Source organism: Aquamicrobium sp. LC103 (assembly GCF_001014615.2).
Taxonomy (GTDB): Bacteria; Pseudomonadota; Alphaproteobacteria; order Rhizobiales; family Rhizobiaceae; genus LBCQ02.
In genome coordinates this window covers 38,939-53,409 of record NZ_LBCQ02000010.1, presented here as the reverse complement: position 1 = coordinate 53,409, position 14,471 = coordinate 38,939, and the positions used below count along the sequence as shown (strand labels likewise).

At 64.6% G+C, this 14,471-nt stretch carries 17 protein-coding genes and 1 tRNA gene; 7 read left to right on the top strand and 11 right to left on the bottom strand.

Annotation, left to right across the window (positions count from 1 at the left end; genetic code table 11):
- Window positions 1–267 precede the first annotated feature (267 nt).
- The 7 genes from XW59_RS19185 to XW59_RS19155 all read right to left on the bottom strand — a co-directional run bounded on the left by XW59_RS19185 (window position 268) and on the right by XW59_RS19155 (window position 6,186).
- The gene (locus XW59_RS19185) at window positions 268–1,482 is read right to left on the bottom strand and encodes an ABC transporter substrate-binding protein (RefSeq protein ID WP_047147292.1); all 1,215 of its coding nucleotides are present in this window, start codon (window positions 1,480–1,482) and stop codon (window positions 268–270) included.
- 197 nt (window positions 1,483–1,679) lie between these two features.
- Complete coding sequence (locus XW59_RS19180; RefSeq protein WP_047147508.1) at window positions 1,680–2,561, bottom strand: 3-hydroxybutyryl-CoA dehydrogenase; 882 nt, start codon at window positions 2,559–2,561, stop codon at window positions 1,680–1,682.
- 120 nt (window positions 2,562–2,681) lie between these two features.
- Window positions 2,682–3,611 (bottom strand): electron transfer flavoprotein subunit alpha/FixB family protein, encoded by a 930-nt coding sequence (locus XW59_RS19175; protein WP_047147291.1) that lies wholly within the window; start codon window positions 3,609–3,611, stop codon window positions 2,682–2,684.
- A gap of 29 nt (window positions 3,612–3,640) precedes the next feature.
- Window positions 3,641–4,390, bottom strand: a complete 750-nt coding sequence (locus XW59_RS19170; protein ID WP_047147290.1) for an electron transfer flavoprotein subunit beta/FixA family protein — start codon at window positions 4,388–4,390, stop codon at window positions 3,641–3,643.
- A gap of 195 nt (window positions 4,391–4,585) precedes the next feature.
- On the bottom strand, window positions 4,586–5,350 hold the full coding sequence (locus tag XW59_RS19165; RefSeq protein ID WP_047147289.1) for a rhomboid family intramembrane serine protease: 765 nt from the start codon (window positions 5,348–5,350) through the stop codon (window positions 4,586–4,588).
- A gap of 39 nt (window positions 5,351–5,389) precedes the next feature.
- Window positions 5,390–5,971, bottom strand: coding sequence for a cob(I)yrinic acid a,c-diamide adenosyltransferase (locus XW59_RS19160; protein WP_047147288.1), 582 nt, complete (start codon window positions 5,969–5,971; stop codon window positions 5,390–5,392).
- 23 nt (window positions 5,972–5,994) lie between these two features.
- A complete protein-coding gene (locus tag XW59_RS19155) occupies window positions 5,995–6,186 on the bottom strand; it encodes a twin transmembrane helix small protein (RefSeq protein WP_047147287.1) in 192 nt (63 codons plus the stop codon).
- A gap of 260 nt (window positions 6,187–6,446) precedes the next feature.
- On the opposite strand from XW59_RS19155, the gene XW59_RS19150 reads away from it, so the two are divergent.
- Window positions 6,447–7,301, top strand: coding sequence for a YihY/virulence factor BrkB family protein (locus XW59_RS19150; protein WP_047147286.1), 855 nt, complete (start codon window positions 6,447–6,449; stop codon window positions 7,299–7,301).
- Here the strand turns inward: XW59_RS19150 and XW59_RS19145 are convergent.
- A complete protein-coding gene (locus tag XW59_RS19145; RefSeq protein WP_047147285.1) occupies window positions 7,268–8,158 on the bottom strand; it encodes a DMT family transporter in 891 nt (296 codons plus the stop codon). The two genes, XW59_RS19150 and XW59_RS19145, sit on opposite strands and share 34 nt — an antisense overlap.
- Before the next feature lie 150 nt (window positions 8,159–8,308).
- Between XW59_RS19145 and XW59_RS19140 the strand changes: the two genes are divergently transcribed.
- The gene (locus XW59_RS19140) at window positions 8,309–8,605 is read left to right on the top strand and encodes a hypothetical protein (RefSeq protein WP_047147284.1); all 297 of its coding nucleotides are present in this window, start codon (window positions 8,309–8,311) and stop codon (window positions 8,603–8,605) included.
- A gap of 40 nt (window positions 8,606–8,645) precedes the next feature.
- On the opposite strand, the gene gluQRS is transcribed toward XW59_RS19140, so the two are convergent.
- Window positions 8,646–9,521 carry a tRNA glutamyl-Q(34) synthetase GluQRS gene (gene gluQRS, locus XW59_RS19135; RefSeq protein ID WP_047147283.1) on the bottom strand — a complete coding sequence of 292 codons (876 nt, stop codon included), beginning with the start codon at window positions 9,519–9,521 and terminating at the stop codon, window positions 8,646–8,648.
- A 90-nt stretch (window positions 9,522–9,611) separates the two neighbouring features.
- Here gluQRS and XW59_RS19130 point away from each other — a divergent pair, with 90 nt between their 5' ends.
- Window positions 9,612–10,271, top strand: a complete 660-nt coding sequence (locus XW59_RS19130; RefSeq protein ID WP_047147282.1) for a DNA-3-methyladenine glycosylase — start codon at window positions 9,612–9,614, stop codon at window positions 10,269–10,271.
- Window positions 10,272–10,391: 120 nt separating this feature from the next.
- Window positions 10,392–10,949: an HNH endonuclease gene (locus tag XW59_RS19125; RefSeq protein WP_047147281.1), complete on the top strand. Its 558-nt coding sequence runs from the start codon at window positions 10,392–10,394 to the stop codon at window positions 10,947–10,949.
- Between the two features lie 12 nt (window positions 10,950–10,961).
- Here XW59_RS19125 and XW59_RS19120 read toward each other — a convergent pair whose 3' ends face one another.
- Both XW59_RS19120 and XW59_RS19115 read right to left on the bottom strand, forming a co-directional pair.
- Window positions 10,962–11,474 (bottom strand): disulfide bond formation protein B, encoded by a 513-nt coding sequence (locus tag XW59_RS19120; RefSeq protein WP_047147280.1) that lies wholly within the window; start codon window positions 11,472–11,474, stop codon window positions 10,962–10,964.
- A 9-nt stretch (window positions 11,475–11,483) separates the two neighbouring features.
- On the bottom strand, window positions 11,484–12,065 hold the full coding sequence (locus XW59_RS19115; RefSeq protein ID WP_047147279.1) for a YqaA family protein: 582 nt from the start codon (window positions 12,063–12,065) through the stop codon (window positions 11,484–11,486).
- A 208-nt stretch (window positions 12,066–12,273) separates the two neighbouring features.
- On the opposite strand from XW59_RS19115, the gene XW59_RS19110 reads away from it, so the two are divergent.
- From XW59_RS19110 to XW59_RS19100, 3 genes are all read left to right on the top strand, one after another.
- Window positions 12,274–12,360, top strand: a tRNA-Leu gene (locus XW59_RS19110).
- A 306-nt stretch (window positions 12,361–12,666) separates the two neighbouring features.
- On the top strand, window positions 12,667–13,791 hold the full coding sequence (locus XW59_RS19105; protein WP_082137709.1) for an ATP-binding cassette domain-containing protein: 1,125 nt from the start codon (window positions 12,667–12,669) through the stop codon (window positions 13,789–13,791).
- The gene (locus tag XW59_RS19100) at window positions 13,781–14,446 is read left to right on the top strand and encodes a methionine ABC transporter permease (protein WP_047147278.1); all 666 of its coding nucleotides are present in this window, start codon (window positions 13,781–13,783) and stop codon (window positions 14,444–14,446) included. The genes XW59_RS19105 and XW59_RS19100 overlap by 11 nt, the downstream gene beginning before the upstream one ends.
- Window positions 14,447–14,471 lie beyond the last annotated feature (25 nt).

Here is a 14,471-nt window from a genome sequence, read left to right as displayed (position 1 = left end):
CTTCGGGAAGTATCGGCATGGTCCGGGAACGCGTAACCTTTCGGATGCGCACCACCGAGACCGGTTTCGTGAAGGCGTCAGGATGGCCTGCCTTCGGGCAGACCGGAAATGAACGTCCACACGCAAACAGGGAGGCGCTGGGAGAAATCCCGGCGCCGACTGTTTTTCGGGGGACGCGGCTGTGCGAGCGCGATGCCGGCGCGCAGAAAAAAGCCCGGAAGGCCGGCCTTCCGGGCTTTCGTTCGTTGTCGGGCCGAAGCGCTGCGATCAGTCGACCGGTCCGACGTCCTTGAAGCCCGGGCCTTCGATGACGGTCTCGATGATGACGCCGGGCACGTCGCCCTTCTCGTCGAACTCGTGGCTGCCCGAGGCGCCCTCGTAATTGATGTCCTTGCCCTCGGCGATCAGCTTGATCGCTTTCTCCCACTCGCCCGGCAGCACGACCTCGCCCGGCGCCGTGGCGACATCGCGCAGCGCCTGACTGAGGCCCTCGCGGCCGTCGGAGCCGTTCTTCTGGATCGCCAGCGCGAGCAGGAAGGCGGCGTCGTAGGACTGCGCGACGAAGGAGCCGGCCGGGTCGAGATTGGCGGCGCGCGCGGCTTCCGCGAAGATCGCCGTGCCTTCGGTCTCGGAGGCGCCGATCTTGGTGCCGATGAAACCGTCGAGCTTGCCCTCGCCAACCGCCGTCACCAGCGAATCGCCGATCATGCCGTCGCCGCCGGCGAAGGTGTCGAAATCGCCGCCCTCGAGCGCCTGACGCACGATGGTCTGGCCGGAGCCGTCGACATAGGCGAGCACCACGAGCATTTCCGCGCCGGAGGAGGAAAGCGAGCCGATTTCGGCGCGGTAGTCGGCCTTGCCGTCCTCATGCGCCTCGCTGGCCGCGACCGTTCCGCCGAGCGCCTCGAACTGACTGGCGACGGCGTCGGCGAAGCCCTTGCCGTAGTCGTTGTTGACATAGGTGATGGCGATGTTCTCGTGGTCGCGCGCGCGCAGCAGCTTCGCCAGCGTCTCGCCGCTGTAGGCGTCCGATGGCGTGGTGCGGAAGACGAGATCGTTGTCGTTCAAATCCGTGAGCGCCGGCGAGGTGGCGGCCGGCGACACCAGCACGACACCGCCGGGAATGGCGGCGGTATTGGCGGCGGCGATCGTTTCGCCGGAGCAGAGCGGGCCGACGAGCGCGGTGACCTTCTCGGAATTGACCATCCGGTCGGCCGCCGCCGAAGCGGCGGTCGTGTCGGCACAGGTCGAATCGCCCTGGACGAGGACGAGCTTGCGCCCGTCGAGAATGCCGCCCTGGTCGTTGATCTGCTGGACCGCGAGCTTCGCGCCCTCATGGATCGGCGGAACGAGGCTTTCGATCGGTCCGGTGAAGCCGCCGAGGAAGCCGAGCTTCACGTCCTGCGCCTGCGCGGCGGAGGCGGCGAGCAGGGCGGCGCAAGCGGCCGATGCCGTGAGAAGTTTGCGGATAGCGGATGACATACGAGATCCTCCCTCGATTGTTGCTGAGATCGTGTCGTTGGCCCGGAACGGAACACCCGGGCAATGAAGCCCCGATACTCCTATCGCCCATCGCCTTTGTAAAGTGCGCGGCCGCTGGGTGTTTGAAAATAAAGAGAAAATCGTTGTTTTCCGTCACGCTGAAAGGCGACGGAGACGTGCCGGGCGCGTCGCGAACCCTAGCGGGTGGGCACCGGATGCTCGCCGCGATAGTCGTAGAAGCCGCGTCCCACCTTGCGGCCGAGCCAGCCGGCCTCGACATATTTCACCAGCAGCGGGCAGGGGCGGTATTTCGAGTCCGAGAGCCCGTCGTGAAGCACCTGCATGATGGAAAGGCAGGTGTCGAGGCCGATGAAATCCGCAAGCTGCAGCGGTCCCATCGGGTGGTTCGCGCCGAGCTTCATCGCCGTGTCGATCGCCTCGACGGTGCCGACGCCCTCGTAGAGCGTGTAGATCGCCTCGTTGATCATCGGCAGCAGGATGCGGTTGACGATGAAGGCCGGAAAGTCCTCGGCGACCGTGACGGTCTTGTCGAGGCTGGTGACGAAGGCCTTGGCCGTCTCGAAGGTCGTGTCCTCCGTGGCGATGCCGCGCACCAGCTCGACCAGCTTCATCAGCGGAACCGGGTTCATGAAATGGATGCCGATGAAGCGCTCGGCCCGGTCGGTCTGCGCGGCGAGCCGCGTGATCGAGATCGACGAGGTGTTGGTGGCCAGCAGCGCCTCGGGATTCAGGATCGGGCAGAGCTGGGCGAAGATCTTGCGCTTGACGGTCTCGTCCTCGGTGGCCGCCTCGATCACCAGGTCGACGGTGGCGAGATCCTGCAGTTCCTTCGCCGGCGCGATCAGCGACATGGCGCTCTTGCGGGCGGCTTCCTCAAGCTTCCCGGAGGAGACCTGACGTGCCATGTTGCCGTTGATGGTCGCGATGCCGGCCTCGATGCGCTCCGGCGAAATATCGTAGAGCCTGACCTTGTATCCGGCCTGGGCCGCGACATGGGCGATGCCGCCGCCCATCTGACCCGCACCGATGATCCCGATCGTCTTTACTTTGCCCGTCATGAAGAAGAATCCCGTCAAGGCGCGATGCCGCGCTTCTCATTTTGTGCGGTGCAAACTAAATGGCCGGGGCGGCATCGTCCACCCCGGCCATCACATTTTAATACGGAACCCGAAAGGGCGTCAAAGCGCCTTTTCGAGTTCGGGGAGGATGGTGAAGAGGTCGCCGACGAGGCCGTAGTCGGCGACCTGGAAGATCGGCGCCTCCTCGTCCTTGTTGATGGCGACGATGACCTTGGAATCCTTCATGCCGGCCAGGTGCTGGATGGCACCGGAGATGCCGACGGCGATGTAGAGCTCGGGGGCGACCACCTTGCCGGTCTGGCCGACCTGCCAGTCGTTCGGCGCATAGCCGGCGTCGACGGCGGCGCGCGAGGCACCCACCGCGGCACCCAGCTTGTCGGCGACCGGCAGGATCACCTCCTGGAACTTCTCGGAGGAGCCGAGCGCACGGCCACCCGAGATGATGATCTTCGCCGAGGTCAGCTCCGGACGATCGCTTTCCGACAGCTTGTTCTCGACGAAGGTCGAGAGCCCCGGATCGGCCGCCGCATTGACGGCCTCGACCGCGGCCTGGCCACCCTCGCCGGCCACCTGGAAGGAGGCGGTGCGAACCGTGATCACCTTCCTTGCGTCGGAGGACTGCACCGTCTGGATCGCATTGCCGGCATAGATCGGCCGCTTGAAGGTGTCGGCCGAGACAACCTCGATGATCTCGGAGACCTGCATCACGTCGAGCAGGGCGGCGACGCGCGGCGCGACGTTCTTGCCCATGGTCGTCGCAGGCGCGACGATCGCGTCGTAATTGCCTGCGAGCGAGACGATCAGCGCCGCCGTCGGCTCGGCGAGGCGCTCGGCGAGTTCGTCGGCTTCCGCCAGCAGCACCTTGCGCGCGCCCTTGAGCTTGGCGGCGGCATCGGCGGCACCCCTGGCGCCCTTGCCGGCAACCAGGATGTCGACGTCCGAGCCGATCTTCAGGGCAGCCGACAGCGCCTTGGAGGTCTGGTCCGAGACGCCTGCATTGTCGTGTTCGGCGACGAGGAGAATTGCCATCTTGTCGTTCCTTTCTTGTCTGCCGAACCTTAGAGCACGCCGGCTTCGTTCTTGAGCTTGTCGACGAGCTCGGCGACGTCCTTGACCTTGACGCCCGCCTTGCGGCCGCCCGGTTCCTCGGTCTTCAGGACCTTGAGGCGCGGGGCGACGTCGGCGCCGTAATCGGCGGCGGTCCTTTCGTCGAGCGGCTTCTTCTTCGCCTTCATGATGTTGGGCAGCGAGGCGTAGCGCGGCTGGTTCAGGCGCAGGTCCGTCGTCACCACGGCCGGCAGCTTCAATTCAACCGTCTGCAGCCCGCCGTCGACCTCGCGCGTCACCCTGGCCGTGCCGCCGTCGAGTTCGACCTTGGAGGCGAAGGTGCCCTGTGCCCAGCCGAGCAGAGCGGCCAGCATCTGGCCGGTCTGGTTGGCGTCGTCGTCGATCGCCTGCTTGCCGAGGATGACGAGCTCGGGCTTCTCCGCCTCGACCACGCCCTTGAGGATCTTGGCGACCGCCAGCGGCTCGACCACATCGTCGACCTTGACCAGGATGCCGCGGTCCGCGCCCATCGCCAGCGCCGTGCGGATCGTCTCCTGAGCCTGGGCAGGCCCGATCGAAACCGCGATGATCTCATCCACCTTGCCAGCTTCCTTCAGCCGGATCGCTTCCTCAATGGCGATTTCGTCGAACGGGTTCATCGACATCTTCACATTCGCAAGCTCGACGCCCGATCCATCCGATTTCACGCGGATCTTGACGTTGTAATCAACAACCCGCTTAACCGGGACAACTACTTTCATGCGATTGAGACCTTTCTGACAATGTTCGGACGCTGCCTAACAGCACCTAATCCGGCGCGCCTGTCGGTTACCGACATCCCCGGGACGAAACTCGCACACTGCAGCCTACGCAGGCGCGCGGGACCGTAGTCACAGCCATGTCGAGCGTCAATATGCTCTTGCGAATCAAACCGTTTGAATTCGCGGGCGCCGCAACTATCGAGGTCCCCAGGGCGATGGCTGCGGGTTCGGCTCGGCGGATTCCGGGGTCGCGACCTCGACCGATTTCGGCGTCACGACCTCGCGATCGAGCAGCGGCACGTCGCGCCGCCGCAGGATCAGCACCAGCACGGCGCCGGCTACGATGCCGCCGACATGGGCGGCCCAGGAAATCTGGTCCTCGCCACCAATCGCCATCATCGCGAACTGGAAGACGATCCACAAAGCCAGCGCGATCCAGGCAGGGATGCGCAGAGGCAGGCGGCCGAACGCCAGGATCCATATCTTCACGCGCGGATGGAGCAGCAGATAGGCCGCCACAATGCCGGCGATGGCGCCGGAGGCGCCGATGAGCGGCGCTTCGGAATCGGGCGCCACCATGCCGTGGACGACGGCGCCGGCGACCGCGCAGGCGAGATAGAACACGATATATCGGACGTGGCCCAGCGCGTCCTCGACATTGTCGCCGAAGACCCACAGGAACAGCATGTTGCCGGCAAGATGGAAGATGTCGCCGTGCAGGAACGCATAAGTGACGTAGGTCAGATAGTCCGGCACGAATGTCAGTTCGGGCGGGCGCTCGGCGATGTCGTAGATGGTCGAGGGAATGTAGCCGAGGCCGATGACGGCGGCCTGAACGAAATTCTCGGAGCCGAAGGCGGTGAAGAGATAGACGAGGCAGTTCACCACGATCAGGCCGATCGTCACATATTGCAGCCTGATGTGCCTGAGGCCATTCGCGTCATGGAGCGGTATGAACATTCCCCGATCCGCTCCTTCTGGTTGAGCGCCGATGCGTCCCTATCGGTTCTTGCCCGGGACCCATAGCACATCGGCCTTGCCGTTGTCATTGACGGCGCGCGCGGCGACGAAGAGCAGGTCCGAGACGCGGTTCATGTATTTTACCGCCTCCGGGTTCACCTTCTCTTCCGGGCGCCGCGAAAGCTCGACGATCAACCTTTCCGCCCGGCGCGCGATGGTGCGGGCGAGATGAAGCGCGGCGGCCGCGGGCGCGCCACCGGGCAGGATGAAGGAACGCAAGGGCTGCAGCTTGCGGGTAAGCGAATCGATGTCCGCCTCCACGCGCGCCACCTGCGAGGCGACGATCCGCAGCGGCTCGTAGCCGAGATCCTCGCCAGTGTCGGGCGTGGCGAGATCGGCGCCGAGATCGAAGAGATCGTTCTGGATGCGCGCGAGCATCGCGTCGATCTCCGGGTCGGAGGAGGCGGTATGGACGCGTGCCATGCCGATGCAGGCATTGGCCTCGTCCACGGTTCCATAGGAGGCGACCCGCAGATCGTATTTCGCCCGCCTCTCGCCGCTGCCGAGCGCGGTCGTGCCGTCGTCGCCGGTGCGGGTGTAAATCTTGTTCAAAATGACCATGTCGCGTCCTCCCTCGTCGTTCCTCAGCCGCGCGAGAAGTAGAGCGCCAGCAGGATGAAGACGAGCGCGATGAACTGCAGGACCACGCGGGCCTGCATCAGCTTGTTCGACGTATTGCCCGAGCCGCCGCGCATCATGTTCATGAGACCGCGGCCAAGCACGAACAGCACCGCGAGCATGAACAGTATGGCTATGATATTGAAAGTGGTGGACATGGGGGAATCCTTGCAGGTGGACGAATTTCCCGGCGGTCGGCCCGGGATATCAAGTTTGCGGTCTGGCACGTTTCAGCGTGGCGATGTCGGCACAGGCCTTTCAAACGGAAGTGGGTCTCCAACGGACGTTCCGAGCGGATCGTAGAACTTCCGCGCGGGCAGCGAAAGTTCGCGATCGCCGCAGGTTCATATATGACGGCGCTTGCCATTTGGGGCGCTTCTTTCCCATATTCCCCCGACGCAGACAATCGGCGGGAAGGATGCTCCGAAACATTGTCGTATTGAAGCGTGTCCTCGGCGACGCGCTGGGACACTTCAACAACGATGATGGATGGGCCATGGCCAGCCATCTCGCGCTGTCGGCCCTGCTCGCGCTTTTCCCGTTCCTGATCTTCGCGACGTCGCTGGCGAGCTTTCTCGGCGCGGACGCCTTTGCCGACACAGCCGTGCATCTCGTTTTCGACACCTGGCCGGAAGAGATCGCCGCGCCGATCGCGCAGGAGGTGGCGAACGTGCTGACGGTGCAGCGCGGCGATTTCCTGACGTTCGGCATCGTCGTCGCCGCCTTCTTCGCCTCCAACGGCATCGAGGCGCTGCGCGTGTCGCTCAACCGGGCCTATCGCGTGGTGGAGACGCGCTCCCTCATTTTCCTGCGCGCCCAGAGCCTCGCCTTCGTCATCATAGCGACGATGGGTTTCGTCATCGTCAGTACGCTGCTGGTCCTCGTGCCGTTGGCCGCGAGCATCGCTCAGAGGCACTTCCCGCTGCTCGAGCCCTATGTCGGCTCGTCCACCTACTGGCGCTACTTCATCGCCTCGATGGTCATCATCTTCGCGCTCTTCGCCGTGCATCTGTGGCTGCCGGCCGGGAGGAGGCGCTTCGTCGACATCATACCGGGCCTCATCTTCACGCTCGTGGCCTGGCTGGTGGGCTCGTCGATCTTCGCCACCTATCTGAGCTACTTCTCCTCCTATGCCTCGACCTATGCGGGGCTCGCCTCGATCATGGTGGCGCTGGTCTTCCTCTACATCCTGTCCGTGATCTTCATCATGGGTGGCGAGCTGAACGCCGCAATCAGGCGCTATCTCGACGCGCGGGCGCGAGTGCCGGCCTGAGTGGCGAGCGCTACGCCGACGGCGGTCACCGCCATTCCGAAAATCTGCACGAGGGTCAGCTTCTCGTCGAAGAGCACCCAGGCGATGACGGCGGTGACGGCGGGAACGAGATAGAAGAGCGAGGTGACCTTCGATATCTCGCCCTCGCGGATCAGGTACATCAGCAGGAAGATGGCGCCGATCGAAAGCACGAGCACCAGCCAGGCCATGGCGAAGACGAGCTCTCCGGTGAGCTCGAATTCGCGCGCCTCGAAGGCGAAGGAGAAGACGGCCATCAGACAGGTCGCGCCGAGATACTGGTAGAGCGTTCCGGTCACGAGATCGGCGTTGGAGACGAATTTCTTCTGCCAGAGCGTGCCGGCGCTGATCGAAAGCACGGCGACGAGGCTTGCCGCGAGCGTTGCAGAGGTGACGCCGCCGGCGACCTCGCCCAGCTTCGGCAGAAGGACGATCACCACGCCGGCGAAGCCGACCGCCAGGCCGATCCAGTGGCGCGGCAGGATCCGCTCGCCCAGCACCATGCCGGCAAAGACGGCCGTGATGAGCGGCTGAAGGCCCATGATGAGCGCTGAAAGGCCGGCGGGCATGCCGTGGTGGATCGCCCAGAACACGCCGCCGAGATAGGCACCGTGGATCAGCGTTCCGGCGAATATGGCGTGCAGCGCCTCGTTTCTTTTGAGAGCGCGGGATTTGAAGATTGCGACCACCAGAACGAGGATCAGGAAGGCAAGCAGGAACCTGACGGCCAGGAAGCTGAACGGCTCTGCCCAGGGCATGGCGTAGCGCGCGCCGATGAAACCCGTCGCCCAAAGCAGGACGAAGAGGGCCGGGACCAATCTGGTTGTTCTGGACTGCATGGGGAGATTCCTGGAGAGATGTGCCGGTTGCCTCTAATCCCGATCAATCCATCAAGCAAAGCGAAAGAATTGAAGCTTACCCTTCGTCGCGTTGATGCGGGTGGTATCGCGGGAAAGCATCCTGATCCGGTTCACGGGAAAGGAAGCGACATGCTGTCAAACCTGGACGCCGGCTGGCTGATCATGGCGATCGCCGTCGTCGGCATTTTTTCGTTCATCTTCTCGATGGCGCTCGACGCGATCATGGGGCGGGACGGATTCGGCCCGACCGGCAATGCCGTCATTCTCACCGCGGGGTTCTTCCTGTCGTTGTTCTTGGCCGAATGGTGGGGGCTCCGGCTCGCACCCCTGACCTTCGCCACCGCGATCGGGCTCGGCGGCGCATTCGTCTGCCTGACGCTGCTCACGGTGCTGAAGGCTGCGCTGGACAGATTCAGCGAAGGCTAGGGCGTTTCCAGATGAAATGGAATCGTCGCTTGAAACACCCCTAAAGTCCCACCATCCGCCTGATGTCCACAGGCGTCAGGCCGGCGTCGCACAAAGCGGCGAGCGCCGTGTCGTTCCTGGTCTTCGAAAGCTTGCGGCCGTCGTCGCCGAGAATCAGATCGTGGTGGAAACAGATCGGCGCGGCAAGGCCAAGCAGCGCTTGCAGCAGGCGATGGACGGACGTCGCGTGGAAGAGGTCGCGGCCGCGCACCACATGGGTGACGCCCTGCAGCGCGTCGTCGATCACGACGGAGAGGTGATAGCTGGTGGGCGTATCCTTGCGGGCGAGAACGACGTCGCCCCAGGCGGCCGGGGTGGCGACGACCTCGCCGGTTTCGCCGCCGGGGCCGCTGCCTCCCTCGGTCCATGACAGCCTGCCGCCGGCGATGGAGAGCGCGGCGTCGACGTCGAGCCGCCAGGCAAAGGGATCGCCGTCGGCCATGCGCCGCTTCCGCGCGCGCGCCGAAAGCCTGCGTTCGTCGGTCGGGTATAGCGGCGTTCCGTCGGGATCGCGCGGCCATGCCCGCCCCTCCGCCTCGGCATCGGCGATCTTGGCGCGTACCTCGCCGCGGCTCATGAAGGCGGGATAGACGATGTCCTCGTCGATCAGCCTTTCGAGTGCCGCGTGGTAGTCATCGAAATGATCGGACTGGCGGCGCACCGGCTCTTCCCAGGAAAGACCGAGCCAGGCGAGATCGCGGTAGATGCCCTCCTCGTATTCGGGCGTGCAGCGTGCGATATCGATGTCCTCGATGCGCAGCAGCAGGCGGCCTTGCGCGGCCTCCGCCAGATCGGCATTCAGCAATGCCGAATAGGCGTGCCCCAGATGCAGCTCGCCGTTGGGGCTCGGCGCGAAGCGGAAGACAGGCCGTGTCATGAGCGATGCGGGGAACGGGTTGTTGCGGTCATGAGCTGATTGCTACGGTGCCGCTCGTTCCGGCACAAGGGCGGGGAGACGGAAGGCAAGATGAGGCGGATCGAGACGCTCGACCACATTGCGGAGGGACTGGAGCAACTCGCCGTCATCGACCCCCGGCTCGTGCCGGTGGTGGCTGCCGCCGGCGAGGTGCCGCTGCGGCTTTCCGATGCCGGCTTCCGCAGTCTCGCCTCGATCATCGTGTCGCAGCAGGTTTCGCGGGCCAGCGCCGATGCGATCTTCGGCAGGCTGGCCGCGCTCGTCGATCCGCTCGACGCGGAGGGCGTGCTGGCGGCGGGCGAGGAGACCCTTCGCGTCGCCGGCTTGTCGCGGCCGAAGCAGCGGACGCTCATCGCCATCGCCGAGGCGGTCAGGGACGGGCTCGACCTCGACCATCTGTGCGCGATCGACGCCGACGAGGCGATGGTACGCCTCACGGCCATACACGGGGTCGGGCCGTGGACGGCGGAGGTCTATCTGCTCTTTTCGGCCGGGCATCCCGACATCTTCCCGGCGCACGATGTCGCGCTGCAAAGCGCGGTCGGCCATGCGTTCGGGATGAGCCCCCGGCCCGGCGCCAAGGCGCTCTACCGGCTGGCCGAATCATGGGCGCCGTGGAGAGGCGTGGCGGCGCGGCTTTTTTGGGCGTATTATCGCGAAATGCGGGGCTGGGACGCCGCTCCGCCGGCCGAGGCCGCGAAAAAAACATAAAAAACAGCGGGATTCCGGCCTTCGCGGTGTGAGATACCAGCTTCACATTCCTGCAATGTCGGGATTACAGTATCCGCGCCGATCGAAGCGCTAGCTGTCCCTGACCAAGGAGGTGAGTAGGTGACGATCGCAGTCTCGCCGGATGGGCTTCCCGCTCTGGTGTTGAATGCGGACTATCGTCCGCTGAGCTACTACCCCTTGTCGCTGTGGTCCTGGCAGGACGCGATCAAGGCGGTTTTCCTCGACCGCGTCAACATCGTCGCCGAATACGAGCACGCGGTGTCCTCGCCCTCCTTCTCGATGAAGGTGCCGAGCGTCGTCAGTCTCAAGACCTATGTGAAGCCGTCGCGCTATCCGGCCTTCACGCGCTTCAACGTGTTCCTGCGCGACCGTTTCCAGTGCCAGTATTGCGGCGCCGATCACGACCTGACCTTCGATCACGTGGTTCCACGCCGTTGCGGCGGGGCGACGACCTGGGAGAACGTGGTCGCGGCCTGCTCGCCCTGCAATCTGAGGAAGGGGGGGATGCTGCCGTATCAGGCGAAGATGTGGCCGCATCAGAAACCCTACCAGCCGACCGTGCATGATTTGCACAATAACGGCCGGCTGTTCCCGCCCAACTACCTGCACGAAAGCTGGATGGACTATCTCTATTGGGACGTCGAGCTGGAGCCTTGAGGCTGCTTCGTCCTACGCTTTCCTGAATGCTCCGACATAGGCGACCGCGGCCAGGAAGAGGCTGGCGATGACGTTCCAGCCGGCGAAGGAGAGACCGAGGAAGCGGCCCGCGGCCTGGTCGCAGGAAGGCGGCACCACCGCGTTGAGCGAATCGAGCAGGCTGCCGGCATCTCCCCCGGCAGAGGGGGCGACCGCGCCGCAATCGGTCGGACCCGGCCACCAACCCCATTCGACGCCGGCATGGAAGCCGCCCAGATAGAGCCCCCACGTCATCAGCAGGGCGCCGACCAGGAGAAGGCTTCGGGTCACGATCGCCGGCATCCGGAAGACCGCCGACAGGAGGGCAAGCGCCATGACCGGCACGCCGATGTAGTAGGGAAGGCGCTGCTCCAGACAGAGCTTGCAGGGAATGTAGCCGCCTATGTGCTGGAAGCCGAGCGCCGTGCCGACGGTCGCGGCCATGCCGAGCGTGAGGATCGCGGCGCTGATCTTCTGGGTTTTGCCTGCGGCGGATGTGAGCGACATTCCAAAGCCTCAAATCATGTAACGGACGGCAACGAAACCGCCGATCAGCAGCACCATGAAAAGGGTGAAAAGAAGGCCCAAATTCTTCTCGATGAAAGCGCGGATCGGCTCGCCGTAGCGGTGCAGCAGCCAGGCGACGAGGAAGAATCGAAAGCCGCGCCCGATGATGCTGAAGACCACCAGGGTGACGATGTTCAGCCCGGTCATGCCGGAGAATATCGTCAGCACCTTGAAGGGGAAGGGCGTGATCGCCCCGAACAGCACGCCCCACGCACCCCACTGGTTGTAGAGGTCGGAAATGCGGTCGAAGGCGTCCTCGGCATTGTAGAGGGAGAGGATCGGGCGCCCGATCGCATCGAAGAGGACCGCGCCGAAGAAATAGCCGAGCAGCGCGCCGAGCACCGAAGCCGCCGTGCAGACGAAGGCATAGCGCACCCATCGCTGCCTTTCGGCCAGCACCATGGGAATGAGAAGGACGTCCGGAGGGATCGGAAAGAACGAGCTTTCCGCGAAGGACACGCCGCCGAGCGCGCGCTCGGCGTGGGGGGTTCGGGCGAGCGACATCGTCCAGTCGTAAAGTCGGCGAAGCATGGAGGATCCTTCTTGTGCCGGCCTTGTCTAGTGAATGTTGCCGTGGCGCGCAACGCCGCCTCTTTCTATCGGCCGAACCATTGGCAATTCGTTTGCGGTTGCGGCCGCAGATGATCCTTGACGCCGAGGTGCGAGACTTTGTATTGCCAACACGGCTCCCTGTCCGTCGGGGGGCAAAGGTTCGCGGCCCGGCAAAACGGCACGCGACGCGGGTGTGGCGGAATTGGTAGACGCGACGGACTCAAAATCCGTTTCTGGTGACAGAGTGTCGGTTCGAGTCCGACCACCCGCACCAATCCTCAACCCGCACGGCAGAACTTGGGACTATCCCGCATGGACGGCTCTTTGGAGCCGTGCTTGGCTTCGACGTAGAATTTCATCTCTGAAATACGGCCCCATTGGAAAAGAAATTCTCGCTGACGCGAGCGGACGGCCGATCGTTCCTCCTCGGTAGTCTACAAGTTTTGTAGACATTAGCTCTCGATCCGCCACGGAACCGGGAAGGTATCCCAGGATGTCGTCATATCTTTTCCGTAGCCACGGGATCCACGAAACGCATGGGAATGCAGATGCAGTTCTTTCATCGCCATGGGAGGCGCGCATGAACATGGCTCCTGGCGCGTTCGTCGCCGAAAGGCCGCGCGCGCCGACCCGCAAGGCAGAGGCCCGCGGCGACCTACCGCGCGCGGATCTGGTCAGAATCGAAGCGGTCTCCAAGGTTTTTCCCGCCGGTCGCGGCGGCAGCGAAGTGCGCGCGCTTGACGGGATCGATCTTTCCGCGCGGCGCGGCTCGGCGACGGCGATCATCGGCCGTTCGGGCGCGGGCAAGTCGACGCTGATCCGGCTGATCAACGGGCTGGAGAAGCCGACGGCCGGGCATGTCCATGTCGACGGCGTCGACGTCGCGCAACTCGGCGAACGGGAACTGCGCGACATCCGCCGCTCGATCGGCATGATTTTCCAGCATTTCAACCTGCTGTCGTCGCGAACGGTGTTCGGCAATGTCGCCCTGCCGCTGGAGATCGCCGGCATATCGCGCCACGAGATCAACGCCCGTGTCGGGCCGCTGCTCGATCTGGTCGGGCTTGCCGACAAGCGCGACCGTTACCCTTCGGAGCTTTCCGGCGGGCAGAAGCAGCGCGTGGGCATCGCCAGGGCGCTCGCCACGAGGCCGAAGCTGCTTTTGTCCGACGAGGCGACATCCGCGCTCGACCCGGAAACCACGCAGTCGGTGCTTTCGCTCCTGCGCAAGATCAACCGTGAACTCGACCTCACGATCCTGCTGATCACACACGAGATGGAGGTGGTGAAGCAGATCGCCGACCAGGTGGCGGTGATCGACAGCGGTCGGATCGTCGAGCGGGGCGGAGTGTTCGAGATATTCAGCGCGCCCGTCCACGAGACGACCAAGGCGCTTCTCTCCGGCCTTCCCGGCTTCCGCCTCCCGGCGGTGCTCGCCACCCATCTGAAGCATGACCCTTCCGCCGGATCACGCGCGATTGTGCGCGTCACCTTCGCGGGGCAGGGAGGGCAGGGCCGCATCTTCTCGAAGATTGCGGAAGTGGCCGGTTCCGATCACGAGGTCATTGCCGGCGCGCTCGACGAGATCGGCGGCAAGCCGTTCGGCTCGTTCCTGGTTTCCGTCGCCTCGCCGAAGGCGGGGCAGACCGTCGACAAGCTCGCAGCAGGCGGGCTCGATGCCGAGGTGCTCGGCCATGTCTCCTGACATCATCTTGCTCATCGCGAAAGCCGCCGGACAGACGCTGCACATGGTAGCGGTCGCGGCGATCATCGGTTCCGTCATCGGCATCCCGCTCGGCGTTTTCCTGGCGACCAGCGGCCGCGGCGAGCTGTTCGCGGCGCCCGGCGCCAATCGCGTCCTTGGAGCCGTCGTCAATGCCACGCGCTCGACGCCCTTCATCATCCTCGTCGTGGCGATCATTCCGTTCACCCGGCTCGTCGCCGGCACCTCGATCGGCACCAATGCGGCCATCGTTCCGCTGACGATCGCGACGATTCCGTTCGTCGCACGCCTCGTCGAATCGGCGATCCGTGAGATCGATCCGGGCCTGATCGAGACGGCGCGCGCGATGGGCGCCTCGCCGTTGCAGATCGTCTGGAAAGTGCTTCTGGCGGAGGCCCGTCCGGGCATCACGCTGGCGCTGACGCTGACCGTGGTCAGCCTGATCGGTTATTCGGCGATGGTCGGCGCGGTCGGCGGCGGCGGTCTCGGCGATCTCGGCATCCGCTACGGCTACCAGCGCTTCATGCCGGACGTGATGGCCGCCGTGGTGGTGGTGCTGATCGTGCTGGTGCAGGCGGTGCAATCGGCCGGCGACCGGCTGGCGCGGCGTTTCGACAAGCGCATCCGGCCGCGCTGAATTTTTCGTTTTCTTTTCAAGACAT

What these genes read in the sequence shown, in the direction of transcription:
- XW59_RS19130 (WP_047147282.1), top strand. Translation starts at nt 9,612, where the DNA reads ATGAGGCGGATCGAGACGCTCGACCACATTGCGGAGGGACTGGAGCAA.
- XW59_RS19180 (WP_047147508.1), bottom strand. Translation starts at nt 2,561, where the DNA reads ATGACGGGCAAAGTAAAGACGATCGGGATCATCGGTGCGGGTCAGATG.
- XW59_RS19105 (WP_082137709.1), top strand. Translation starts at nt 12,667, where the DNA reads ATGAACATGGCTCCTGGCGCGTTCGTCGCCGAAAGGCCGCGCGCGCCG.
- gluQRS (WP_047147283.1), bottom strand. Translation starts at nt 9,521, where the DNA reads ATGACACGGCCTGTCTTCCGCTTCGCGCCGAGCCCCAACGGCGAGCTG.
- XW59_RS19170 (WP_047147290.1), bottom strand. Translation starts at nt 4,390, where the DNA reads ATGAAAGTAGTTGTCCCGGTTAAGCGGGTTGTTGATTACAACGTCAAG.
- XW59_RS19145 (WP_047147285.1), bottom strand. Translation starts at nt 8,158, where the DNA reads ATGCAGTCCAGAACAACCAGATTGGTCCCGGCCCTCTTCGTCCTGCTT.
- XW59_RS19120 (WP_047147280.1), bottom strand. Translation starts at nt 11,474, where the DNA reads ATGTCGCTCACATCCGCCGCAGGCAAAACCCAGAAGATCAGCGCCGCG.
- XW59_RS19155 (WP_047147287.1), bottom strand. Translation starts at nt 6,186, where the DNA reads ATGTCCACCACTTTCAATATCATAGCCATACTGTTCATGCTCGCGGTG.
- XW59_RS19185 (WP_047147292.1), bottom strand. Translation starts at nt 1,482, where the DNA reads ATGTCATCCGCTATCCGCAAACTTCTCACGGCATCGGCCGCTTGCGCC.
- XW59_RS19150 (WP_047147286.1), top strand. Translation starts at nt 6,447, where the DNA reads ATGCTCCGAAACATTGTCGTATTGAAGCGTGTCCTCGGCGACGCGCTG.
- XW59_RS19165 (WP_047147289.1), bottom strand. Translation starts at nt 5,350, where the DNA reads ATGTTCATACCGCTCCATGACGCGAATGGCCTCAGGCACATCAGGCTG.
- XW59_RS19140 (WP_047147284.1), top strand. Translation starts at nt 8,309, where the DNA reads ATGCTGTCAAACCTGGACGCCGGCTGGCTGATCATGGCGATCGCCGTC.
- XW59_RS19100 (WP_047147278.1), top strand. Translation starts at nt 13,781, where the DNA reads ATGTCTCCTGACATCATCTTGCTCATCGCGAAAGCCGCCGGACAGACG.
- XW59_RS19115 (WP_047147279.1), bottom strand. Translation starts at nt 12,065, where the DNA reads ATGCTTCGCCGACTTTACGACTGGACGATGTCGCTCGCCCGAACCCCC.
- XW59_RS19175 (WP_047147291.1), bottom strand. Translation starts at nt 3,611, where the DNA reads ATGGCAATTCTCCTCGTCGCCGAACACGACAATGCAGGCGTCTCGGAC.
- XW59_RS19160 (WP_047147288.1), bottom strand. Translation starts at nt 5,971, where the DNA reads ATGGTCATTTTGAACAAGATTTACACCCGCACCGGCGACGACGGCACG.